Origin of the sequence: Glycomyces terrestris (assembly GCF_003933745.1) — a bacterium.
Lineage (GTDB): Bacteria > Actinomycetota > Actinomycetes > Mycobacteriales > Micromonosporaceae > Glycomyces > Glycomyces terrestris.
This window is the reverse complement of the sequence record NZ_RSEB01000001.1, coordinates 70846-93469: the sequence shown is the minus strand read 5'-3', so window position 1 is coordinate 93469 and position 22624 is coordinate 70846. Positions and strand designations below refer to the sequence as shown.

General features: G+C 74.5%; 15 protein-coding genes. 8 read left to right on the top strand and 7 right to left on the bottom strand.

What is annotated here, in order from left to right:
- Positions 1-47 precede the first annotated feature (47 nt).
- From EIW28_RS00400 to EIW28_RS00390, 3 genes are all read left to right on the top strand, one after another.
- Positions 48-755, top strand: a complete 708-nt coding sequence (locus EIW28_RS00400; protein WP_125245758.1) for an ABC transporter ATP-binding protein — start codon at positions 48-50, stop codon at positions 753-755.
- Complete coding sequence (locus tag EIW28_RS00395; protein WP_125245757.1) at positions 752-3079, top strand: ABC transporter permease; 2328 nt, start codon at positions 752-754, stop codon at positions 3077-3079. The genes EIW28_RS00400 and EIW28_RS00395 overlap by 4 nt, the downstream gene beginning before the upstream one ends.
- 387 nt (positions 3080-3466) lie before the next feature.
- A complete protein-coding gene (locus EIW28_RS00390; protein ID WP_125245756.1) occupies positions 3467-4468 on the top strand; it encodes an NAD-dependent epimerase/dehydratase family protein in 1002 nt (333 codons plus the stop codon).
- Between the two features lie 87 nt (positions 4469-4555).
- On the opposite strand, the gene EIW28_RS00385 is transcribed toward EIW28_RS00390, so the two are convergent.
- Both EIW28_RS00385 and EIW28_RS00380 read right to left on the bottom strand, forming a co-directional pair.
- The gene (locus EIW28_RS00385; RefSeq protein WP_125246665.1) at positions 4556-5977 is read right to left on the bottom strand and encodes an FAD-dependent monooxygenase; all 1422 of its coding nucleotides are present in this window, start codon (positions 5975-5977) and stop codon (positions 4556-4558) included.
- A gap of 536 nt (positions 5978-6513) precedes the next feature.
- Complete coding sequence (locus EIW28_RS00380) at positions 6514-7767, bottom strand: MFS transporter (RefSeq protein ID WP_125245755.1); 1254 nt, start codon at positions 7765-7767, stop codon at positions 6514-6516.
- A 303-nt stretch (positions 7768-8070) separates the two neighbouring features.
- Here EIW28_RS00380 and EIW28_RS00375 point away from each other — a divergent pair, with 303 nt between their 5' ends.
- Positions 8071-8670 (top strand): HXXEE domain-containing protein, encoded by a 600-nt coding sequence (locus EIW28_RS00375; protein WP_125245754.1) that lies wholly within the window; start codon positions 8071-8073, stop codon positions 8668-8670.
- A gap of 7 nt (positions 8671-8677) precedes the next feature.
- Here EIW28_RS00375 and EIW28_RS00370 read toward each other — a convergent pair whose 3' ends face one another.
- Positions 8678-11401: an ATP-binding protein gene (locus EIW28_RS00370; RefSeq protein WP_125245753.1), complete on the bottom strand. Its 2724-nt coding sequence runs from the start codon at positions 11399-11401 to the stop codon at positions 8678-8680.
- 102 nt (positions 11402-11503) lie between these two features.
- Positions 11504-12445, bottom strand: coding sequence for an alpha/beta fold hydrolase (locus EIW28_RS00365; protein WP_125245752.1), 942 nt, complete (start codon positions 12443-12445; stop codon positions 11504-11506).
- Between the two features lie 89 nt (positions 12446-12534).
- Between EIW28_RS00365 and EIW28_RS00360 the strand changes: the two genes are divergently transcribed.
- Together EIW28_RS00360 and EIW28_RS00355 are read left to right on the top strand one after the other, a co-directional pair.
- On the top strand, positions 12535-13104 hold the full coding sequence (locus EIW28_RS00360; RefSeq protein ID WP_125245751.1) for a TetR/AcrR family transcriptional regulator: 570 nt from the start codon (positions 12535-12537) through the stop codon (positions 13102-13104).
- Positions 13105-13461: 357 nt separating this feature from the next.
- Positions 13462-14199 (top strand): sigma-70 family RNA polymerase sigma factor, encoded by a 738-nt coding sequence (locus EIW28_RS00355; protein WP_125245750.1) that lies wholly within the window; start codon positions 13462-13464, stop codon positions 14197-14199.
- Positions 14200-14233: 34 nt separating this feature from the next.
- Here EIW28_RS00355 and EIW28_RS00350 read toward each other — a convergent pair whose 3' ends face one another.
- The gene (locus EIW28_RS00350) at positions 14234-15064 is read right to left on the bottom strand and encodes an NAD(P)H-binding protein (protein WP_125245749.1); all 831 of its coding nucleotides are present in this window, start codon (positions 15062-15064) and stop codon (positions 14234-14236) included.
- 483 nt (positions 15065-15547) lie between these two features.
- Here EIW28_RS00350 and EIW28_RS00345 point away from each other — a divergent pair, with 483 nt between their 5' ends.
- Positions 15548-17293, top strand: coding sequence for an ABC transporter ATP-binding protein/permease (locus tag EIW28_RS00345; protein WP_125245748.1), 1746 nt, complete (start codon positions 15548-15550; stop codon positions 17291-17293).
- The gene (locus EIW28_RS00340) at positions 17293-19083 is read left to right on the top strand and encodes an ABC transporter ATP-binding protein (RefSeq protein ID WP_125245747.1); all 1791 of its coding nucleotides are present in this window, start codon (positions 17293-17295) and stop codon (positions 19081-19083) included. The genes EIW28_RS00345 and EIW28_RS00340 overlap by 1 nt, the downstream gene beginning before the upstream one ends.
- 51 nt (positions 19084-19134) lie before the next feature.
- Here EIW28_RS00340 and EIW28_RS00335 read toward each other — a convergent pair whose 3' ends face one another.
- Complete coding sequence (locus EIW28_RS00335) at positions 19135-20862, bottom strand: ABC transporter ATP-binding protein (RefSeq protein WP_125245746.1); 1728 nt, start codon at positions 20860-20862, stop codon at positions 19135-19137.
- Entirely contained in the window at positions 20859-22595 is a 1737-nt protein-coding gene (locus EIW28_RS00330) for an ABC transporter ATP-binding protein (RefSeq protein WP_125245745.1), read from the bottom strand. The genes EIW28_RS00335 and EIW28_RS00330 overlap by 4 nt, the downstream gene beginning before the upstream one ends.
- Positions 22596-22624: the final 29 nt, after the last annotated feature.

The window sequence follows — 22624 nt, the reverse complement described above, 5'->3', positions numbered from 1 at the left end:
CCCGCGACCGATGCGCCCACTTCGGACCGGCCCGTAGCTTGGGCTGCATGAACGATGCGACCCAACCCCCTCCCGTCCTGGTCTCCATGGACGGCCTCCGCAAGGAGTACGGCGACACCGCGGCCCTCGACGGCGTCTCCCTCCAGATCCGCCGCGGCGAGGCCGTCGCGGTCATGGGGCCCTCCGGCTCCGGCAAGTCCACGATGCTCAACATGATCGCCGGCCTCGACCGGCCCACCGCCGGCGCCGTCACCGTCGACGGCAAGGACCTCAACGGCCTCAACGAGACCGGCCGCGCCCTCTTCCGCCGCCGCACCATCAGCATGATCTTCCAGTTCTTCAACCTCCTCGACGACCTCACCGTCCTCGACAACGTCGCCCTCGCCGCGCAGCTGACCGGCGTCCGCGCCCAGCAGGCCCGCCAGCGCGCCCTGGAGCTCCTCGACGAGCTCGGCATCGCCGACCGCCGCGACCTGTACCCGGCCGCGCTCTCCGGCGGCGAGCGCCAGCGCGCCGCCGTCGCCCGCGCCCTCGTGAACCGGCCCGCGCTGCTCCTGGCCGACGAGCCGACCGGCGCGCTCGACAGCCATGCGGGCGAACAGGTCATGGACCTCCTCATCGACCTCAACCAGATCGGGCAGACCCTGCTCATCGTCACCCACGACCCGAACCTGGCGCAGCGGTGCGCCAGCCGGATCGTGGAGTTCGCCGACGGCCGCATCGTCGGCGAGCGCACCCTGGAGCGGACGCCGTGAGCGCCGTCTGGCGCACCGCCCGCGCCTCGATGCGCCGGCGCCGCTTCCAGACCGCGGTCATCGCCCTGGTCGTCATGTTCTCCAGCGGCACCGTCGTGGCCGCGCTCGCGCTCCTCGCGGCCTCCTCCGGACCGTTCGACCGCGTCTTCGCCGAACAGCAGGGCGCGCACCTGACCGCGACGTTCGACCCCGCCGCCGCGAGCGACGCCCAACTGGAGTCCACTGCGGACCTCGACTGCGTCGCGGAAGCCGCCGGGCCCTTCGGCCAGCTCGCCACCACCCTCGCCGTGGACGACGACGCCGCTGTCGAGTTCCCCGCCACGATCGCCGGCCGCGACGACCCCGCCGGCCCGGTTGACCGACTCGACCTCTGGGAAGGCCGCTGGGCCGCAGCCGAAGGCGAGATCGTCCTGAACACCGCGCCCGCCGACCCGGGCGACCCGGGCGCGCCCCTCCCGGTCGGCGCGACCGTCCGGGCCGGCGACGGCACGGTCCTCACGGTCGTGGGCCACGCCTACAGCTTCGGACAGACCGCCGACGCCTGGGTCACCGCCGACCAGCTGGAGGCCATGGGCCCCACCGCCGTTCAGATGCTCTACCGTCTCGACGACCACGACACCGCCGCCGACGTCGAAGCCGGCCTGGACGCGGTCACCGCGGCCGTCCCCGCCGGATCGCTCACCGGCGCGCAGTCCTACCTCGCGCTCAAGGAGCGCATCTCGGCCGAGCTCGGCATCTTCGTGGTCCTGCTGACGGTCTTCGGCGTCCTCGGGCTCGCGGTGGCCGTCCTGATCGTCGCCAACGTCGTCAGCGGCGCGGTCGTCTCCGGCCTGCGCCACATCGGCGTCCTCAAGGCCATCGGATTCACGCCGCGCCAAGTGGTGTGGGTGTACCTGACGATGGTGTCGCTCCCGGCGCTCGTCGGCGCCGCGATCGGCACGGTCCTCGGGCACTTCCTGGCCGCCGGGGCGATGAGCGAGACGTTCCGTGAAGCGGGCCTTGGCAACCCGGTCGTGAGCCCGTGGGCCGACGCGGCCGCGTTCGTCGGGATGCCGCTGCTGGTGCTCCTCGCGGCGCTGGCGCCCGCGATGCGCGCCCACCGGCTCTCGGCCGCCGAGGCCATCAGCGCGGGCAGCGCGCCGCGCTCGGGCCGCGGCCTGCGGGCGCACCGCTGGCTCTCCGGCACCCCGCTGCCCCGCTCGGTGAGCCTGGGCCTGGGCCTGCCGTTCGCGCGGCCCGGCCGCACCGCCCTGACCGCCACCGCCGTGGCGCTGGGGGTGACGACCGCGACCTTCACGGCCGGCCTGGCCGCGTTCGCGACCGAGATCGACGGCCTGATCCAGCGCCACGAGGCCGCCCAGATCGAAGTGGTCGGCGGCCCGGGCGGCCCCTCCGGCGCGACCGGCCTGGGGGACCAGGAGACCCAGGACCTGCTGGCGTCGCTCCCCGGGGCGTCCGAGGTGACCGCGAATCTGCGGATGCCGGTCACCGCCGCGGGATTCGTGCAGAGCGCGGAGCTGTGGTTCATCCGCGGCGAGTCGTCGCGGATGGGCTTCACCGACCAGCTGGTGGACGGCCGGTGGATGGACGGCCCGGGCGAGGCGGTCGCCTCCTCGAAGACCGTGCACGAGAACGACTTGGCGATCGGCGACGACGTCACCCTCGAACTCGGCGGGCGGACCGCCACGGTCACGATCGTCGGCGTCGTCATGGGCAGCGGCACCGGCACGGTCTACGCCGACTGGTCGACCCTGACCGACCTCACCGCCGACGTGGACGGCCTCGGCCACCCGATCAGCTACGAGGTCCGCCTAGAGGACGGGACCGACCCGCAGGAGTACCTGACCGCCCTCACCGGCGCCGGCCTCACGGGACAGTCCACGCGGCAGTCCGACGCCGTCTCGATCGCCGTCGTCGGCCTGGCGACGATGTTCGCGCTCATGCTGGGCACGGTCGCGGCGCTTGGGGTCTTCAACACCGTGGCCCTCAACGCCCGTGAACGCCGCCGCGACCTGGGCATGCTCAAGTCGATCGGCATGACCCCGCGGCAGGTGGTGACCATGATGGTGACCTCGATGGCGTCCCTCGGCGTCATCGGCGGCCTCATCGGCATCGCCCTCGGCGTGGTCGCCCACCGCGAGATCCTGCGCCTGGCCGCCGCGGCCTCCCAGATCGACATGCCGGCCTCGGCCCTCGCGACCTGGAACGCCCCGCAGCTCGCCCTCCTGGCCCTCGCGGGCCTCGCCATCGCGATCGCCGGCGCCTACCTCCCGGCCCGCCGAGCGGCCCGCCTGACCATCGCCGAAGTCCTCCACAGCGAATGAACCCGACCCGGTGCCCCCGCCCGCCGAAGCACCGGTGGGCGGGGACGCCGGCTCGGCTCAGGGTGGACTTGCGGACGGCTTCGGATTCACCTCGATCCCGCAGAGGGCCTGCTCCCGCGGGTCCGGACATCAACCCTCGTTGTCGAGAGGGGAGGTGGTCGAGAGGATGCCGTCGCCGCAAGGCCTCGCTGTGGGCCGATTTTCAGAACCAGTGGAGACCGGTGGCTCCTGAGTGAGCTCCATCGGCGTGTCTCGTGTCCGGTGAGTGTGACGGGTTCGGCCGAAGGCGCGTGCTTGCCCATCGCCGGTTGCAACGGGATGATCGAGTCCGCACCGTCATCGAGGTGATCGATGGCTCCACCGGTGCCGACCAGAAGGGGTGACGGCGTGCGACTGCTCGTCCTCGGAGGAAGCCAGTTCGTCGGGCGGGCGATCGTCGCCGAAGCGCTCGCGCGCGGCTGGGACGTGACCGTGTTCAACCGGGGCCGATCCGGCCTCGATCTGCCAGGCGTCGAGGCGGTTCGAGGCGACCGCGGGAGCCGCGCCGACCTTGAGCGGCTGGCCGCGTCGGGGACGTGGGACGCGGTGGTGGACTCCTCCGGTTACGTGCCCCGGAACGTCCTCGAAGTCGCACGCGCCCTGCGGCCGTCGGCGCGGCGGTACGTCTTCGTCTCGACCCTCTCGGTCTACGAGGGGTGGCCGGTGCGGCCGCTGACCGAGGAGTCGCCGGTCCTGCCGTGCCCGCCCGATGCCGACGAGACGTTCGGGACCGATACCGAGAACGGCCCCACCAAATACGGCTACCAGAAGTCCGGCTGCGAGGCCGCGGTCCTGGAAGTGTTCGGGACCGCGAGCAGCATGCTCCTGCGCGCCGGCGTCGTCCTCGGCCCGCACGAGTACGTCGGCCGCCTCCCCTGGTGGTTGGAGCGGATCGCCCGCGGCGGGCGCGTCCTCGCCCCGGGTGACCCCGCGCGGAGCATCCAGCCGATCGATGCCAGGGACATCGCGGGCTTCGCGATCGACGTGGTCGCGAACGGCGTCGAGGGGGCGTTCAACGTGACCGGGTCGGGTGAGGCGACGTTCAAGGACCTCCTCGACGCCTGCGCGAAGGCGACCGGTGCCGCTCCTGATCTGGTCTGGACCCCCGACGAGGTGCTGCTGGAGCACGGAGTGCGGCAGTGGTCGGAGCTGCCGCTGTGGCGGACCTCCCCTGGCACCTGGGACGTCGGCTCCGCGAAGGCGCGGGCCGCGGGCCTGGCGACCCGGCCGCTCGCCGACACCGTCAGGGACACCTGGGAGTGGATGCGGGACGCCGAGCTGGACGGGAACGAGCGATCAGCCGAGATCGGTATCGCACCCGAGAAGGAGCAACGCATCCTCGACCGGTGAAGCGCTGCTCGCCGACCGCGGTCGAGACCGGATGATCCCGCCGACCCTGGGCGGCGGCGGATCAGCTCCGCCGCCGCATGCCATGGGTCAGTCCTTGCCCGCGTGGGTCTCCAGGTAGGCGCGGATCGCGGCGGGGTCGTCGTCGCCGGCCCAGCCGATGTAGGCGTCGGGGCGGATGACCTTGGCGACGCCGTCGGGGGCGGCCGAGGCGGCGTCGGCGGTGAAGCGGGCCGCGTAGGACTCGGCGCTGTCGAGGACGACGAAGCGGCCGCCGCGCAGGGCCTCGTACAGGCGCGTGCCGTCGGCGAGGGCGATGTCGTTGGCGCGGTGGCCGACGAGGGCGTCCTCGTCCTTGTCGTGCCCGTAGTGGAACCCGACGCCGGAGATGACGCCCATGGCCTTCGCCTCGATGGGCTTGATGTGCATGGCCGCGCCGAAGGCGAGGCCGCCGATGGCGGCCTTGATCTTCGAGCGCTCGGCGGCGAGGCGGATCATGGTCCCGCTGGAGCGGAGCACGGCCTTGCCGACGGGGTGGCGCTCGGCGTGGTAGGTGTCGAGCAGGGCCGGGTCGGCGCCGCGGAGGACGGCCGCGAGCTTCCAGGCGAGGTTCGCGGCGTCCTGGAGGCCGGTGTTCATGCCCTGGCCGCCGGCGGGGGAGTGGCAGTGCGCGGCGTCGCCCGCGAGGAACACGTTCCCGTCGCGGTAGGACGGCACCTGGCGCTCGTCGGAGTGGAAGCGGGAGATCCAGCGCGGCTCGTACATGCCGAAGTCGGAGCCGAAGACCAGGCGCGTGGCCTCCTTGATCTCGTCCAGGTCGATCGGGTCGTCGTCCTGCTTCTGCTCGGCGGAGTTCCACGCGAAGATCCGCCAGTACTCGTCGCCGAAGGACGCGATGAAGCAGAACGCGCCGTTGATGCCGTGGATGGCGGGGCTCTCCGCGGGCGGTTCGGCGAGTTTGACGTCCGCGAGCATGATCGACTTCAGGACCGCCTCGCCCGGGTAGGGCATGCCGATCGCCTCGCGGACGGCGGACTTGACGCCGTCGGCCCCGACGACGTAGGTCGCGGTGAACTCCCCGCTCGACGTGCGCAGCGTGACGCGGCCGTCGCCGCGGTCGAGCCCGGTCACCTTGTGGTCGTAGCGGATCGAGGCCCCCGCCGCGAGCGCGCGCCGGCGCAGGACCTCCTCGACGGTGTACTGCGGGGTCATCAGGAGGTACGGGAAGCGCGTCTCCAGGTCGGCGAGGTTGAGGGTGACGCGGTTGAACAGGCGGATGCCCGGCAGCCGCGCGCCGCCGTAGCCGAGGAGCTCGTCGGCGATCCCGCGCGCGTCGAACTCCTCCATGGTGCGGGCGTGGACGCCGAAGGCCCGCGAGAGGTTCGAGAGGTCGGCGCTCCGGCTCTCCAGGACGAGGACGTCGACGCCCGCTTCGGCGAGGTCGCCCGCCAGGAGCAGCCCGGTCGGTCCTGCCCCGACGACGATGACGTCGGCCTGCTGGTGGTCGGACATGTCGGTCTCCTCAGTGGTGCTCGGTCGGGATGGTCGCATGAAACCCGAGCGTAGTGGCGCTGCACGTGCTGCTCAAGGGACGCAACGGCAGTCACGTCGACTGGTGTGCGGAAGGCGAGCGCAGGGCGACGCGGGGCGCACGCGGGACCGGCCGGCCGGCCGCGCGACCGGTCCACCGACGGATACGGTGCCCGCAGCGGGCGGCGACGACCGGTCGCACGACGGAAGCGGCCGCGTCCGGACGCGGTGTCGGATTCGCGCGCGGCAGCGGTCCGTCGAAGCGCGGGTCCGCCCGCACGCCGGGCCGGACTTCACCAGTAGCGCAACGGATGCGGTGCCACCCGGTTCGCATGGAGGCTGGACCGGCACCGGCTCGCGACCGCGGGCCCGGCCCATGAAAGGAGGACGTCCGATGATCGACAACAAGACGCTCAAGGACTCTGCCTGGTCCTAACCGACCGAAGGGGACGCGTCCGGCCGTTCCTCGGGCGCGTCCACCGGGCCGCCGCATTGGCGGCGGCCCGGCCCCTCAGCCGTCACCGCGCTTCGGACGGCTCGACCGGCTGACCGGACTGCGACTGCGGCGCAGGCGGGTCGGCGCGGTGGACCCGGGAGACGAGGCCGATGAGCGCGGCGAGGCAGGCGCCGACCGCGGCGCAGACGCCGATCGCGGTCGAGGGCGACGTCCATTCCGCGAGCGCGCCGCCGGCCGCGATGCCGAGGCCCTGCGCGGTCTGGAGGCCGGCGGCGGCGAACCCGATGGCGCGCGAGCGCATCCCGTCGGGGATGAACTGCGTGAACCTGATCTGGGCCAGCACGATGTACGCGTGGAACACACCCGCGAGCGTCCACAGTGCGATCGTCGCCCACAGCGGCGGCGCGGCCGCGGTCGCCGCGAGCGGCACGCCGGCCGCGACCGCCAGCGGCACCACGAGCCGGCGGCGCCAGGCGCCGTCGAGCTTCGCCACGAGCAGCGAACCGATCGCGGTGCCGACCACGACCGACGCCATGAGCACGCCGGCCGCCTCCCCGCCCGCGCCGATCTGCGCGGCGTACGGCGCGGCCAGCGCCTCGGCCACCACGTAGCAGCCGACGAGCCACACCAGCCCGGCGACGGCGAGCAGTCGCCGGTCGCCGACGACGAGCCTGATGCCCGCCAGCGCGAACCCGCTGCCGCGGGCCGGCCCGGCGCCGTCCCGTTCGGGCAGGTGCGGGCCGACGCCCCAGTGCAGGAGCGCCGCCGAGACCAGGAACGTGCCCGCGTTCACGGCGAGCGCGACATGGGGACCGTACGCGCCGACGAGGACGCCGCCGAGCGCGAACCCGGCGATCTGCGCGATCTGGTCGGTGGAGGTGATGACGCCCATCCCGACCGGGAAGAGCGGCCCCGGGAGCGTCCGCGGCACCGTCGCGACCCGCGCGGCCGAGAACAGCGGTTCCGGGCACGTGGCGGCCACCAGGAGCACCGCGACGACCGCGAGCGGCGTCCCCGGGATCGCCATGGCGCCGATGAGCGCGGCCCGCAGCAGGTCGACGGCGACCATGACGGCGCGGCGCGAGTACCGGTCCGCCAGCCCCGCCAGCAGCGGCGCGGTGAGCAGCGGCGGCAGGTAGGTGAGCGCGTACGTGAGGGCCGTGAGCCCGGCGGAGCCGGTGCGGTCGAGCACGAGGAGGGCGACGGCGACGCGGGCGATCTGGTCGCCGACGCGGGATTGGGCCTGCGCGGCCCAAAGGAACCGGAACTCGCGGACGGCGACGACGTCGCGGAACCGCGCGGCGGACTCGGCCATGTGGATCCTTGCGGGTGGGAGACGGGAGGCCGGCGACCGGCGCTCGGGAGGCCTATTGAAACCCGCTGCGGGACAGGGGGACAAGCCCGGCACGACTGGTCGGCGACCGGTGTCGGCGCGGCGCGCGACGGGCCCTCGCGCGCCGCGGATCGGTCGGCCGCGCCGGCCGGCGGCGCACGCCGCGGACGGCCGGGGCCCGACCGGCCGCCGGTCATGTCACTGAACCGCGCCCGCCGGACGGCGGCCGAGGACCGGTCGCGCTGCCGAAGCGGATGAGGCCCTGCCGTCCGTAGGTTCGAGGCCATGACAACCGAATCGATCCCTCAACGGCGCGTCGAGCCCTACTCGGCGATCGTCATGGGCGTCCTCGCGGCGGGCTTCGCCGCCTGGGCCCTGCTCGCCCTGCCCCTCCAAGGCGCGTTCATCCTGACCCTCGCCAGCGTGCTCGGCTGGACCGGCTGGATCACCTTCAGCTACAAGCGCCCGGTGAAGTCCCGCAAGGTGATCGCGACCTACCTGTGCGCGGTCGGCTTCCAGCTCATCCACATGGCCGAGGAGTACACCGGCGGCTTCCCGCACGAGATCGTCGAGCTCTTCGACTCCCCGCGCGACTGGCCCGAGGAGCAGTTCCTGCTGGTCTTCGTGTTCGGCTTCGGGGCGCTCTACTTCTTCGCGGGAGCCGGTGCGCTGTACCGCATCCGCGCCGCCAACTTCTTCCTGTGGTGGTACGCGCTCGGCGCCGGGCTCCTGAACGGCATCTCGCACTTCGTCTTCCCGGTCATCAAGGGCGGCTACTTCCCGGGCCTGTACACGGCCGGCGGCCACCTCGTCATGAGCGCGCTGCTCATCTACTTCCTCATCCAGGAGCACCGCAAGCTCAAGCGCGAGGACGAGCCGGGCTGACCCGCGGCTACTCGCCGGCCACGAGCGCGCCGAGCTCCGCCCTGGAGGCGACGCCGAGCTTCGGGAACGCCTTGTAGAGGTGGTGCGCGACCGTGCGGGGACTGAGGAACAGCTGCGCGCCGATGTCCCGGTTCGTCGCCCCGGTCACCGCCAGGCGCACCACCGCCAGCTCCTGCGAGGTGAGCGCGGCCAGCGGGTTCCCGACGGCCCGCCCGGGTACGGCGACGCCCGAGGCGCGTAGCTCCGCGGCGGCCCGCGCCGCCCACGGCGCGGCCCCCAACCGGTCGAAGGCCCCGACTGCGGCCTCAAGCTGGTGGCGGGCCTCGCCGCGGCGGCGGTCGCGGCGGAGCCACTCGCCGTACGCCAGGCGGGTCCGGGCCAGGTCGAACGGCTGCTCGTGCACCAGGTGCAGCTCCAGCGCCCGCGTGAACTCCGCTTCGGCGCGCTCGTCGTCGCCGGTCAGCGCGCGGACCCGGTGCAGGACGGCGAGCGCCCCGCTCTTGCCGGTCGACTCCGCCCACGACGCATATCGCTCCACAAGGGACGACGCGCGCTCGGGCTCGCCGGTCTTCACCGCCGACTCGATGTAGTCGGGCCAGGCGAACCGCCACACGAACGCGTGGCGGCACGGCCCGGCGACCGCCCGGTCGATGCGGTCGAGCACCCCCGCGTACCGGCCGGCGCCCAGATCGAGCATCGCGCCGGCGTACTCGGCCCAGCAGCGGCTCGGCATCCACGCCAGGTCGTCCGCGCTGCGCATCGCCTCCTCCGACAGCGCCGCATGCGATGCCTCGTCGCCGGCGACCGCCGCGAGCCAGGCGTGGATCCCGGCGAGGTAGCCGCGCCACACCGGCTGGTCCATGTCGGCCGCCAGGTCGAGCCCTTCGGCCGCCGCGGCGCGCGCGGCCGGATGCCGCCCGCCCGCCAGCCGCGCGATCGCGAGCGTGGTCATGGCCTGGGGGATGCGGCCGAGCCGCCCCTCGGTCCGGCACTCGCCCACGAGCGCTTCGGCATCGCGCGCCATCGCGTCGAAGTCGGCCTGGACCAGCATGTGCATCCCCACCAGCGGCCGCAGATCGGCCGGCGTCCGCTGCGACGACGCGGGGAACGACGTCGTGACCCTCGTGCCGCCGCCCAGGATCGAGCAGAAGTCGCGGACGATCGCCTCGGGCGCCTCCATCGGCTCGGCTCCCCGCGGCGTCAGCGCCTCGATGCGGCGGGCCGTCTCGGCCTGCTCGGGGTGCGCCGCGCTCGTCCACGCGTAGTACGCGGCGAGACCGAGGAACGACAGCCGCTCCAAGTCGGTCCTGCTCATCTTGACGTGGCCCATGAGGATTTGCGCCGCCTCCAGCGGCTTCCCCGACTCGAACGCCAGGCGGGCCCGGACCCGGGCGAGATCGGCGGCCACCGTGTCGTCCAGCCCCGCCGGACCGGCGGCGCCCGTCGCCCGGCCGACCAGCTCCGCGGCCCGGTCGCGCAGGCCCGCCTCGACGGCGCTCAAGGCGGCGGCGGTGTAGCGCCGCGCGGCGTCCGCAGCACCCGGCGAGAGCTCGGCCGCCCTGGCGTACGCCGCCGAGACCGCGGCCTGGCCGCCGCGCTGGCGGGCGCGCTGCGCGAGCCGTTCGAGCTCCGTCGCCACCTGCTCGTCGGCGCCGAGCGCGACCGCGGACAGGTGCCACGCCCGCCGGTCGTCGTCCACGGCCTCCGCCAGTGCCCGGTGCGCGGCCAGCCGCGCGCTGATGTCGCAGGTCAACGGGACTGCGGCCCGCACCAGCGGGTGGCGGAAGACGACGCCGTCGCCGCCGATGCGGATGAGGCCCGCGCGCTCGGCGGGCGCCGCTTCGGCGAGGGACACGCCGAGCCGCTCTCCGGCGTGGACGAGGACCTCCAGGTCCCCGCGGTCGTCGAGCGCGGCCGCCAGCAGCCACAGGCGGGCGCCCTCGGGCAGCGCGGCGATCCGCTCGCAGAACCCGGCCAGCACCCGGTTCGTCACCGGCTCCGCGGTCGACAACGAGAACGCCAGCGGCGCAAGCGATCCCGCCCGCTGCTCGGCGGTGAGCATCCGCGGCAGCTCGATGAGCGCGAGCGGGTTGCCCTGCGCCTCGGCCGCCAACTGGGCGCGGACCGCCGGAGGCAGCGTCCCCGACCGCTCGGCGAGCAGTCCTTCGGCCGCCGCCCGGTCGAGCCTCGCCACCTGCAGCTCGTCCAGCCCCGGCGGGGTGAACGCGCTGCCGGTGCGGGCCGCGAAGAGCACGGCCACGGGCTCGGCGTGGAGGCGCCGCGCGGCGAACAGGAGCGCGTCCGCCGACTCGCCGTCCAGCCACTGCGCGTCGTCGACCAGGCAGACCAGCGGCCGCTGGGAGGCGAGCTCGACGAGCAGGTTCAGGGTGGCGAGCCCGACGAGGAACCGGTCGCCGCCGGCGCTGCCGCCCACGCCGAGCGCGCTGTGCAGCGCCTCGGCCTGCTGCGCCGGCAGCGCCTCGGCGTGCGCCATGATCGGGCGCAGGAGCGCGTGGAGCGCCGCGAACGGCAGTTCGGCCTCGAATTCCACGCCGGTCGTGCGGAGCACATGCGCCCCTTCGGTTCCGGCGCGCTCGGCGGCGTAGTCGAGGAGCGCCGACTTCCCGATGCCGGGCTCGCCGCGGATCACCAGCGAACCGGGATGTCCGTCGAGGACGCCGTGGAGCATGAGGTCGATCGCGGTCTGCTCCGCCCGCCGGCCGTGCAGCATGAGGTACTCCCAGGGGTGAGTGCGCCCAGGCGCCGCTCGCGCCCGTACCGCAATAATAGGCAGTCACTGTCAACTGGCACTGACTGCCACGAACAGTTTCGCTTATGCCGCAAGGAACTCGGTGACGAGCGGGACGGCTGCGTCGGGGCAGTCCTCGTGCACATTATGTCCGCAGCCGGGGATGACCTCGGCGGCGGCGTCGGGGATGCGGTCGGCCAGGCCCTGCGCCTGCGTCGCGGGAAGCCACGAGTCCTCTGCGCCCCAGAGGATCAGGGTCGGCGCGGCCACGTCGCCGAGGCGCTCGTGCGTCTCGTCGAAGTCGAGTCCCCGGGCGAGGGCCACGAACGCATCTCGCTGCGTCGGCCGGGAGAACCAGGCCCAGCCCTCGTCGACCACGTCGTCGGTGACGCGCTCGGCGTTGCTGAAGGCGCTGCGCAGGCTGTCGGCGTAGAACTCCCTCGTGGTGAGGTTCGCCGCGGCCTCGCCCAGCAGCGGGACCTTGAAGACCTCGGTCTGCCGCGCCCGCTCGGCGTCCAGGCCGGGGGCGTCGAGGAGCACGAGCCGGTCCACGCGGTCCGGCCGCGTCTCGGCGAAGTAGAGGCTCCAGGCCCCGCCCCAGGAGTGCCCCACGAGGGAGGCGCGGTCGAGGCCGACGGCGTCGAGGAACGCCTCGATCGCACCCGCCATGCCGTCGAGGTCGTAGGCGAAGTCCTCGTCCCGGACCTCGGTGTAGCCCTGGCTGGGCATGTCGACGGCGTAGACGGTGTGCGACTCGGCGAGCGCGGGGATCGTCTCGCGCCAGGAGTGCAGCCACATCGCCCCGCCCGCGAGGAGCACGACGGGCGGGCCCTCGCCGGTGACCGTGTAGTGGAACCGCACGCCGCCGGTGTCGGCGTAGCGCGACTCGATCTGCGCGAGGTACGCCGACTCGTACTGCGACGCCCGCGGCTGCCAGACGTAGGCGATGTAGGCGGCGGCGCCGAGGAGGAGCACGAGCGCGGCGGCGACGGCCGCGGACGCGCGGGGCTTGCGGCGAGCGGTCATGACGCTCCCTTCTACAAGTGGAGAATTATTCTCTACAAATGTAGAGAGACTGCCGCGGCGCGTCCAGCCCCCATGGCACAATTGCGGCCATGCCCACAGACCGGCGCACCCAGCTGCTCGACACCGCGATCGCCGTCATCGCCGAGCAGGGCCTCCGCGGGCTGACCCACCGCGCGGTCCAGGACGCGGCCGGACTGCCGCACGGCTCGGTGACCTACTACTTCAAGACCCGGGACGAACTCCTCCTCGCCGTCGTCGAGCGCATCATCGAGGTCGACCGCGAACGCGCCCTGCCGGCCGTGCACCGGGCCGTGCGGGCCCTGGCCGCCGAACGCGACCGGCCCGACGCCGCGGGCATCGCCGCGATGCTGCGCGAGTGGTGGACCGACAGCCGGCAGCTCCTGCTGGCCCGCTTCGAACTCGAACTCGCCGGCGCGCGCGACCCGGTCGTGCGCGACGCCATGGCCCGCTGCGGCGCCGAGTTCCGCGACCTCGCCGAGCTCGTGGCGGCGCAGGCCGGTTCGCCCGACCCGGCCTTCGACGCCCGGGTCGTCGCGGCCCTTGTGGACGGTCTGATGTTCGACTTCGTCGCCAGGGGCGGCCTCGCCGCGGCGCATCTCGAAGAGGGCGTCCGCCGCGCCCTCGCCATGCCCGCGTGAGCCGGAGACCCCGTCGCAGGTGTGCTCGACCTGGCATCCCGCCCGGGTTTAGAAAAATCAGGAGTGGTCACGCCGGCGACGTCGCCGCCGGTCCGGACTAGACTGGGACCATCGATGGAGCCGCTCGTGCGATGTGCGGGTCCTCCCCTTGAGGAGGAGCGACCCACAGCAGCGGAAGAAACGGTTCGAGCGCTCCACGCCAGTGCCGGATACGGCGGTCCTCAAGCCGCCCGGGGCCCGGTCCCGCACGGGGGACGCGCGCCGTGCCGGTCCCAGCCCGGGCGTACGCGACCTGGTCGATGTGAGGCCGGCACCGTGCCGGCCTGACGATCCGGAAGCGCAAGGCGGTGGCCCCCCATGGCACCCGAGCACGACCCCGAACACGACGACACTCCCGACGCACCGGCGACGCACCGGCCCCAGGACCCCTACCGGGAACTGCGGCCGCTGTTCGAGCGCATGGCCGCGCTGGACGATGACGACCCCGCGCGAGCGGCGCTCCGCGAGCGGCTCGTCACCGGTTTCCTCCCGCTGGCCGAGCACGTCGCCCGCCGCTACGCCCTCGCCGGCGCCGGCCATGACGACCTCGTCCGGGTCGCCGTTCAGGGCCTCGCCCGCGTGATCGAGCGCTTCGATCCGGCCCTCGGCAAGGACTTCCTGTCCTTCGCCGTCCCCGCGATCATGGGCGACGTGCGCCGCCACCTGCGCGACACCGCCTGGCCCGGGCGACTCCCGGCGCACTCCAGGGAACCGGACCCGGCGACCGCGGACGCCGCCGCCGGCCCGCCGGAAGCGCCGTTCCACGCCGACACGGGCGGCGTCTCCATGGCCGAGACCGCCCGCTTCGAAGACCTCGCGCTGCGTCTCGCGGACGACCCCGACGCGCTCGTGCCGCTCCTGCGGCAGCTGCCCATGCGCGAGCAGCGCATCCTGGCGCTGCGGTTCTTCGAGTTCAAGACCCAGGCGCAGATCGCCGCCGAGGTCGGGCTCCCCCCGGCCCGCGTCGCGCACCTGCTCGAACAGACCCTCACCGCGCTCCGCGAGCGCATCGACGCCCGCACCGACCCGCGCCGCGAGGCCACGAAGCGACCCTGATCCCGACCCGGCGAGGAACCCGGCTTCGGGCTCCTCAGCGGAAGGCGGCGGCGTTGGCCTCGGCCCACTGCTCGAACGTGCGGGGCGGGCGGCCGGTGACCTGCTCGACCGTGGGGTAGACCGGCGACTCGTCGAGGGACCCCTCGACGTAGAAGTCGAAGAAGGCGTCGACGTACGCCTGGGGCATCGTGGCCTCGAGCTCGGCCCGCGTCTCCTCGATCGTCAGGCTCTCGAAGCGGAGCGGGCGGTCGAGCACGCGGCCGAGGATCTCCAGCTGCTCGGCCGGGAGCATCGCGCGGGGCCCGGACAGCCGGTAGACGGCCCCGTGATGGCCGTCCCCGGTCAGCGCGGCCACGGCGACGGCCGCGATGTCGAACGGGTCGATGCAGGCCACCGGGATGTCGCCCCAGGGCGCGCGGACCACGTCGCCCGCGCGCAGCTGCGGCAGCCACCGCAGCGTGTTCGACATGAACCCGCTGGGGCGCAGGACGGTCCACTGGAGCCCCGACTCGCGCGCCGCCTCCTCGGACCGCACCATCATCGCGGTGATCGCGTTGTCGGCGTTGCCGGTCTCCGGGGAGCTGCCCGAGAGCTGCACGATGCGCTTGACGCCCGCGTCCCGGAGCCGCCCGCACACCGCCGGCATGTCGGCGAAGCCCGGCAGCACGAACGCCGCCTCGACGCCGTCGAGCCACGGGTCCAGCGACTCCGGGCGGTCGAGGTCCGCGACCGCCGGTTCGACGCCCGCGGGCAGCGCCGCACGGCCCGCGTCGCGCACGAGCGCCCGCACCGGGAGCCCCCGTTCCACCAGCGCCTGCACGACTTCGCGACCGATGTTGCCCGTGGCGCCCGAGATCAGATACATGCGACGATGCTAACAAGACAGCCGTTGCGGCACAACAAGGTCGCGACCTGCGCTGATCGCACGGCCGCCGCGCGAGACCGCGACCCCGCGCCGCTTCGGCCTGATCGAGCGCCTCGGCGATCGCGGGCGCCGCGTCGAACCGCCGCCTCGACGTCTCCGGCACCCCGGCCGCGAACGGGACCCGGGCGCACCTGCGGGACCGCTCCGGCGGCGTCAAGGCGGGGCCGCCGCGACACCCGGTCATCCTCCGGACGCGCGGCGGCACCGCGAACCAGCGCTGGACCGTCCGGTGGTCCGACCGCGCCGACCGCACCCCCGCGGTCAGCCCCGACCGGGCCGCCCGCTTCGCCATGCCCCGGCCGGTCCGAACGCGGTCACCCCGCTCCGGTCCCACCACGACCAGTAACTGACAATCATTTGCAATAAGATAGGCTGGGTCCCTCCGGCGGCACGCCCCGTGCCGCACCGCCCGAAGGAGGCCACGTGACCCACCTGCGGCTGATCCCGCTGGCCCGCACCGTCTTCCCGCTCCTGGCGCTGCTGGTCCTGATCGGGCTCGCGCTGAGCGCGGTCGCGATCGGGCAGGCCCTGGTGAGCGCCCGGATCTTCTCCGGCGTCGTCACCGGCTCGGACCTGGCCGACCTGACGACCTGGCTCGCCCTCCTGGCGGCCGCCCTGTGCGCCCGGCCCCTCCTCGCCTTCCTGCGCGAACTCGCCGTCCACGCCGTCGCCACCGGCTTCAAGTCCTCGCTGCGCGCCCGCCTCCTCGACGCCCAGGCCGAGGCGGGCCCGATCGCGCTCAGCCACGAGCGCAGCGGCCACCGCCAGTCGCTCATGACCGACGCCGTGGAGAACCTGGAACCCTACTTCGGCCGCTACCTGCCGCAACTGGTGATCGCCGCCGCGACCGCCGTCGCCGTCGTGGCCGCGCTGGCCGCCGTCGACCCCGTCGTCGCCCTCAGCGTCGGCCTCTGTGCCCTGGCCGTGCCGCTCGCCCCGCGGCTGTGGGACAAGCTCCTCGCCGACAAGGGCGAATCCCACTGGAGCGCGTACGCCGATCTGAACGCGGACGTCGTCGACTCGCTGCGCGGCATGCCCACCCTGAAGGCGTTCGACGCGGCCGCCCGGCGGCGCACGACCCTCGAGCGCACCTCCGCGCGGCTCCTCGCCTCCACCCTCGGCCAGCTCAAGGTCTCGCTGGTCGAGTCGAGCCTCACCGCGCTGTTCCTCATCGCGGGCCCGGCGATCGCGCTCGCGGTCGGCGTCGCCCGGGTCGGCGCGGGCGACCTCGCCGCGCCCGCCCTGTTCGCCGTCGCCCTGCTCTCCTTCGAGGCGTTCCGCCCGTTCAAGGAGCTCTCGAACCACTGGCACGCCGGCTACTTCGGCGTGGCCGCCGGACGCCGCGTCCTGGACGTCCTCGAAGCGCCCGCCCCCGAGGCCCCCGCCGCGCCCGAGCGCCGGCCCGACCTCACCGCCGGGCCCGCGATCGAGGCGGTCGGCCTCGGCTTCACCTACCCCGGCGCCGAGCGGCCCGCACTGTCCGACGTGGACTTCACGGTCCCGGTCGGCGCCACGGTCGCCGTCGTCGGCCCCTCCGGCTCCGGCAAGTCCACCCTCGCCAGCCTCCTGCTGCGCCTGGCCCTCCCCACCGGCGGCGAGCTCCGCCTCGGCGGCGTCCCCACCGCCGACCTCACCCGCGAGGCGTGCACCGACACCGTCGCGGTCGTCTCCCAGTCCCCGCTCCTGTTCGCCGGCACCGTCGCCGAGAACCTGCGCCTGGTCGCCCCCGGCGCCGACGACGGCGCGCTGCGGGACGCCCTCCGCGCCGCCGGCGCGACCGAAGTGGACGATCCGCGCCGCGGCGGCCTCGACACCCCCGTCGGCGACGGCGGCGCACTCCTGTCCGGCGGCCAGCGCCAGCGCCTCGCCATCGCCCGCTCCCTGCTCAAGGACGCGCCGGTCCTCGTCCTCGACGAAGCCTCCAGCGCCCTCGACGCGCGCCGCGAGGCCGAGATCCTCGACGCCCTCGCCGCCCGCCGCACCAGTGAAGGGACCCCCGTGACCACCGTGATCATCGCCCACCGCATCGCCTCGGTGCGCCGCGCCGACCGCATCCTCGTCCTCGACGGCGGCCGCGTCGCCGAGGCCGGCACCTGGGACGAACTCCTCGACCGCGGCGGCCTGTTCGCCCGCCTCGAACGCTCGCAGCGGACGGAGGCCGCGGTCTGATGCCCACCGAACCGTCCGCGACCCCCGCGAGCAGCGCCGCCCTGCTGCGCCCCGTCCTGCGCCTGCTCGGCGCGATCGGCGAGGACCGCGCCATGTTCTGGCGCTCCACCGCCTCCATGGGCGCCTATCAGCTCTTCGCCGCCGCCGCGGCGGGACTGAGCGCCGCCACCGCCGCCCTCGTCGCCACCGACCCCGGCGCCACCGGCACCGCCACCCTGCTCCTCATCGGACTCGCGGTCGCCGTGGCCGCCAACGGCCTCTTCACCTGGGCCGAGTCCTGGCTCAGCCACGTCCTCGCCTACCGCGTCCTCGACCGCCTCCGCCTGCGGCTGCACGACGCGATCGAGCGCATCACCCCCGGCGGCCTCAAGCGCCGCCGCGCCGGCGAGGTCTCCGGCGCCGCGATGGCCGACATCGAGAGCCTGGAGTGGTTCTTCGCCCACACCGTCGGCGCCGGCCTGAACGCGGCGGTCGGCCCGCTGCTCGTGGTCGCGGCCCTCGCCGTCCTCACCGGACCCGCTGCGCTCATCCCGCTGGCCGGGGTCGCCTGCCTCCTGGCCGTCCCCTGGCTCATGGGCCCGCTCCAGGCCCGCCAGGGCAAGCGGGTCCGCGACGAGCTCGGCGAGCTCAAGGCCGCCTCCCTCGAAGGCGCCGAGGGCCTGCGCGAGATGCTCTCCCTCGGCCTCGCCGAACGCCAGAAGCGCCGGATGCTCGAGACGACCGCCCGCGTGCAGCGGCGCAAACGCGCCGCCGCCCTGCGCGCCGGCGCCGAGTCCGCGCTGGCCGACCTCATCGTCGCCGCCACCACGCTCGCCTACGTCCTGGCCCTCGCCGCCGCGGTCCGGGCCGGGGACCTCGACGCGGCGCTGTTCCCCGCGGCGATCGTCCTGCTGGGCGCGGCCTTCGCGCCCGCCGCCGGCATCTTCCCGATGTTCCAACGGCTCGGCGAGATGTCCGCGGCCGCCGCGCGCGTCCTCGACGTCCTCGACGCGCCGCCCGCGGTCGCCGAGACCCGCGGCGGCGCGGACCCCGAACGCCGCGGCGCGGTCCGCTTCGAAGCGGTCGAGTTCGCGTACGACCCCGGCACGCCGGTCCTCAAAGGACTCGATTTCGCCCTCGCGCCCGGTGAGCACGCGGCCCTGGTCGGCGCCTCCGGCGCCGGCAAGTCCACGATCGCACACCTGCTCGTCCGCTTCTGGGACCCCGTCTCGGGCCGGGTCCTCCTCGACGGCGCCGACCTCAGGGACGTCGACACGGCCGCCCTGCGCGCCCGCGTGGCCCTCATTCCCCAGCAGCCCTACGTCTTCCGCGGCACCGTCCGCTCCAACCTCGAGATCGCCGCCCCCGCGGCGACCGAGGCCGCCATGTGGCGGGCCCTGGAGAGCGCCCAGCTCGCCGGCACCGTGCGCGACTGGCCCGGCGGCCTCGACGAACCGGTGGGGGAGGGCGGGGCCACGCTCTCCGGGGGCCAGCGCCAGCGGCTCGCCATCGCGCAGGCGTTCCTGCGCGAACCCGACCTGCTCGTCATGGACGAGGCCGCCGCCCACCTCGACGGCCTCGGCGAGCAGGCCCTCGCCGCCGCCGTCGCCGAGATCCAGGCCGGGCGCACCACGCTCGTCATCGCCCACCGCATCTCCACGATCCGGCACGCCGACCGCGTGCTGTTCATCGAGGACGGCCGCATCGCCGACGAAGGCGCGCACGAGGACCTCCTGGAGCGCAACGCCGACTACCGGTCGCTCCTCGCCCAGGCGGACCGCGCCGAGACGGCCGAATCCGCCGCGACCTGACCCGCGACACCGCGAGGGCCGGCCCGGAACCGGGCCGGCCCTCGCCTCGCGCTACCCGGTCTCGGCTCCCGCCGAGCGGTGCGCCCAGAACGCGGCGTACCGCCCGCCCAGCCGCAGCAGCTCCTCGTGGCTCCCGTGCTCGACCACCCGGCCGCCCTCCACGAACGCGATCCGGTCCAGGCCGGTGATCGTCGAGAGCCGGTGGGCGACCGCGATCACCGTCTTCCCCTGGGCCGACAGCGCCCGCATGCCGGCCGCCACCGCCGCCTCGTTCTCGGCGTCGAGCGCGGCGGTGGCCTCGTCGAGCAGCACCACCGGCGCGTCCTTGAGCAGGGCGCGGGCGATCGCGACCCGTTGGCGCTCACCGCCGGAGACGGACGCGCCGCCCTCGCCGACCCGGGTGGCCCAGCCGTCCGGCAGCCGGTCGACGACCTCGTCGAGCCGGGCCGCGGCCGCCGCCGACCGCAGCTCGGCCGCGCCGGCGCCGGGCGCGGCGAGCCGCAGGTTCTCCTCGATGGTCCCGTCGAACAGGTACGTGTCCTGGAAGACGATCGCCACACTGTCCATCAGGGTCGGCGTCGACACCGCCCGCACGTCGACGCCGCCGAGCCTGACGGCCCCGCCGTCCGCGTCCCAGAACCTGGCGACGAGCCGCAGCACCGTGGTCTTGCCCGCACCCGACGGCCCCACCAGCGCGCACGAGCCGCCCGCCGGAACCGACAGGCTCAGCCCCGCGAGCACCGGCGCGCCCTCGTACGCGAAGTCGACCGAGTCGAGCTCGACGGCCATGCCGGCGCCGCGCGCCGGCTCGACCGGCGCTTCGGACTCGGGCAGCGGCCGCGCCTCCAGGATCTCGCCGACCCGGTCGACGGCCACCTCCGCGACCCGGATCGCGCCGAACAGGTTGGCGACGACCGCGAGCGGCTCGACGAACCGGGCCGCCAGGACCAGCAGCGCGATCCCGTCCGCGACCGGCACCGCGCCGCCGGAGACGAGCAGGACACCGGTGAGCAGCACGGCCGTGAACCCGAGCTGGACGACCGCGGTGTACGCGAACTGCGGCAGCGTGTGCAGGGTGAGCGCGCGCCGGAACGTCCGCCGCTGCTCCTCAAGCGCGCGCTCCAACGGCGCGAACCCCGCCAGGGTCCGGCCCGTCGAACGCAGCACCGGCTGCGCCTGCGCGAACTCGATCGCCCGCCCCGCGGCCTCGGCCGAGGCCGCGTCCATCGCCGCCTGCGTCTCCCGCACCACCGGGCCCGACCGGCGCAGCACCCCCACCGCCAGCGGCACCGCCGCCAGGAACGCCAGACCCATGCGCCAGTCGACCGCGAACACCCCGACCACGACGGTCAACGGCGTCGCCACGGCGGACACCAGCTCCGGCCAGAGGTGCGAGACGGTGCCGGCCGCCGAGGGTGTCGACTGCGCGACGGTGCGGGCGAGCCGGCCGGAGGCGTTGCCGACGAACCATCCGAGCGGCAGCAGCCGCAGGTGCTCGCCCATGCGGTGCTGGAGATCGCGCATGACCCGGTTCGCGGTCCGGTACCCGATCGCCTTGATCCGCGCCTGCGCCGCCAGGTACACGGCGCCGAGTCCGAGGACGAGCCCGAGCCATCCGGCCGCCTCGCCTGCCTTCACGGGCTCGGCGAGCAGCGCGCGCAGCAGCGGCACCAGCGAAAGCAGCAGCGCGCCCTGGAGCGCGCCCGCCACGGCGTAACCGGCGGTCAGCCGCCGCATCTCGGCCTCGTGCGGCCATAGCCGCAGCAGTCGCTCGATCATCGGACGGTCTCCGTTCCGTGCTGGAAGTGCCAGGCGCGCGCGTACGCGCCGTCCGAGGCGAGCAGCTCCCGGTGGGTGCCGGACTCGCGGACGCGCCCGGCCTCGAGGACCACGATCCGGTCGGCTGCGGCGACCGTGTGGAGGCGGTGCGCGATGACGATCACTGTGCGGCCCGCCGTGAGCCGGGACAGCGAATCCCGGACGGCCGTTTCGTTCTCCGGATCGACGTGGGCCGTCGCCTCGTCGAGCAGCACGATCGGCGCGTCCTGGAGCAGCGCCCGGGCGATGGTCAGCCGCTGGCGCTCGCCCCCCGACAGCGCCCCGCCGCGGGCCTCGACGACGGTGTCGTACCCGTCCGGCAGGGCGGTGATCGCGTCGTGCAGGTGCGCGGCCCGCGCGGCGGCCTCGACGTCGGCGTCGCCCGCGTCCGGGTCGCCGAGGCGGATGTTCTCCCTGACGGTGTCGCGCACCAGGATCGCGTCCTGGAAGACGATCGCGACGCTGCGCAGGAGCGCCGCCGGGTCGATGTCGCGGACGTCGGCGCCGCCGATGCGCACCGCGCCGCCCGAGGGGTCGAAGAAGCGCGGCACCAGCCGCAGCAGCGTGCTCTTGCCGGAACCCGAAGGGCCGACGAGCGCGGTGGTCGTTCCGGCCGGGCAGCTGAACGAGACGCCGCGGAGCACGGGGTCGCCGCCGTACGCGAAGGTGACGTCGGCGAAGTCGACGCCGGAGTGCCCGGGCCGCGTCGGCGCGGCCGGGGCCGGCAGCGGCGGTTCGGCGAGCACCCGGCCGACGTGCGCCGCGGCGGCCTGGGCCTTGCGCAGCAGCTGTGTGCCCTGGAGCAGGGTCATGAACGGCGCCGGCAGCCCGACGCCGACCAGGAGGAAGGGCAGCAGGTCGACCGGGTCGAGGGCGCCCGCGGCGACGAGCGCGGTGCCGGTGCCGGCCACGACGAGCAGGACCGCCGGCGGGGAGAGGATCGCCAGCGTGGCGAACATGGCCCGCCCGGCTTCGGCGGTCCAGCGCGCGAGTGTGTCGCAGAAGTCGTCCACCGCTTCGGCGAAGCGCGCGTGGCGGCGGTCGCGGCTCCCGTACGCCTTGACGACCTGGATGCCGTCGACGTACTCGACGACGGCGTTGTTGATCCGCTGCTGGGCGGCGTTCAGTTCGGCCATGCGCTCGGGCATCGTGCGGTGCGACCGGCCGATCGTGATCGTCGCGATCGGCAGCAGCGCCAGCGTCACCAGCGTCATCCGCCAGTCGACGGCGGCCAGGTACACGACGGCGGCCAGCGGCAGGCCGAGCGCGCCGGCCATGTCGAGCGCGGCGTGGGCGACGAGGTGGTGCATGTCCTCGATGTCGTCGTCCATGGCCTTCTTCAGCGCTCCGGAGCCGCGCCCGGAGAACCAGCCGAGCGGCACCGTCGCCAGGTGCCGTGCGAGGCGCAGTCGCAGGAGGCGCTGGAGGTCCGCGTCGGCGTAGTGGGTGATGAGGCCGGCGGTGACCAGGAGGCCGAGCCGTGCCGCGACGCCCCCGGCGCCGGCCGCCGCCCAGGTCCAGACCGCCGCGGTGCCGCCGCCTTGCAGCAGCAGCCGGGCGATCTCGGCGATCGCCGCGTAGGGGAGCAGGCCGAGCGCCGAGCCGGCGAACGCGAGGGCTGACCCGGCCAGGATCCTGCCGCGCACCGGTCGGATCAGCTCGCGGACCGGTGCGGCCGTGGCCGGGGCGCTCATGCGCGCCACCGCCGTTTATTGAAAATCGT

Excerpts from the sequence above, each read along its gene's own strand:
- EIW28_RS00400 (WP_125245758.1), top strand. The coding sequence starts at position 48 with ATGAACGATGCGACCCAACCCCCTCCCGTCCTGGTCTCCATGGACGGC.
- EIW28_RS00385 (WP_125246665.1), bottom strand. The coding sequence starts at position 5,977 with ATGTCCGACCACCAGCAGGCCGACGTCATCGTCGTCGGGGCAGGACCG.
- EIW28_RS00380 (WP_125245755.1), bottom strand. The coding sequence starts at position 7,767 with ATGGCCGAGTCCGCCGCGCGGTTCCGCGACGTCGTCGCCGTCCGCGAG.
- EIW28_RS00375 (WP_125245754.1), top strand. The coding sequence starts at position 8,071 with ATGACAACCGAATCGATCCCTCAACGGCGCGTCGAGCCCTACTCGGCG.
- EIW28_RS00370 (WP_125245753.1), bottom strand. The coding sequence starts at position 11,401 with ATGCTGCACGGCCGGCGGGCGGAGCAGACCGCGATCGACCTCATGCTC.
- EIW28_RS00365 (WP_125245752.1), bottom strand. The coding sequence starts at position 12,445 with ATGACCGCTCGCCGCAAGCCCCGCGCGTCCGCGGCCGTCGCCGCCGCG.
- EIW28_RS00360 (WP_125245751.1), top strand. The coding sequence starts at position 12,535 with ATGCCCACAGACCGGCGCACCCAGCTGCTCGACACCGCGATCGCCGTC.
- EIW28_RS00355 (WP_125245750.1), top strand. The coding sequence starts at position 13,462 with ATGGCACCCGAGCACGACCCCGAACACGACGACACTCCCGACGCACCG.
- EIW28_RS00350 (WP_125245749.1), bottom strand. The coding sequence starts at position 15,064 with ATGTATCTGATCTCGGGCGCCACGGGCAACATCGGTCGCGAAGTCGTG.
- EIW28_RS00340 (WP_125245747.1), top strand. The coding sequence starts at position 17,293 with ATGCCCACCGAACCGTCCGCGACCCCCGCGAGCAGCGCCGCCCTGCTG.
- EIW28_RS00335 (WP_125245746.1), bottom strand. The coding sequence starts at position 20,862 with ATGATCGAGCGACTGCTGCGGCTATGGCCGCACGAGGCCGAGATGCGG.
- EIW28_RS00330 (WP_125245745.1), bottom strand. The coding sequence starts at position 22,595 with ATGAGCGCCCCGGCCACGGCCGCACCGGTCCGCGAGCTGATCCGACCG.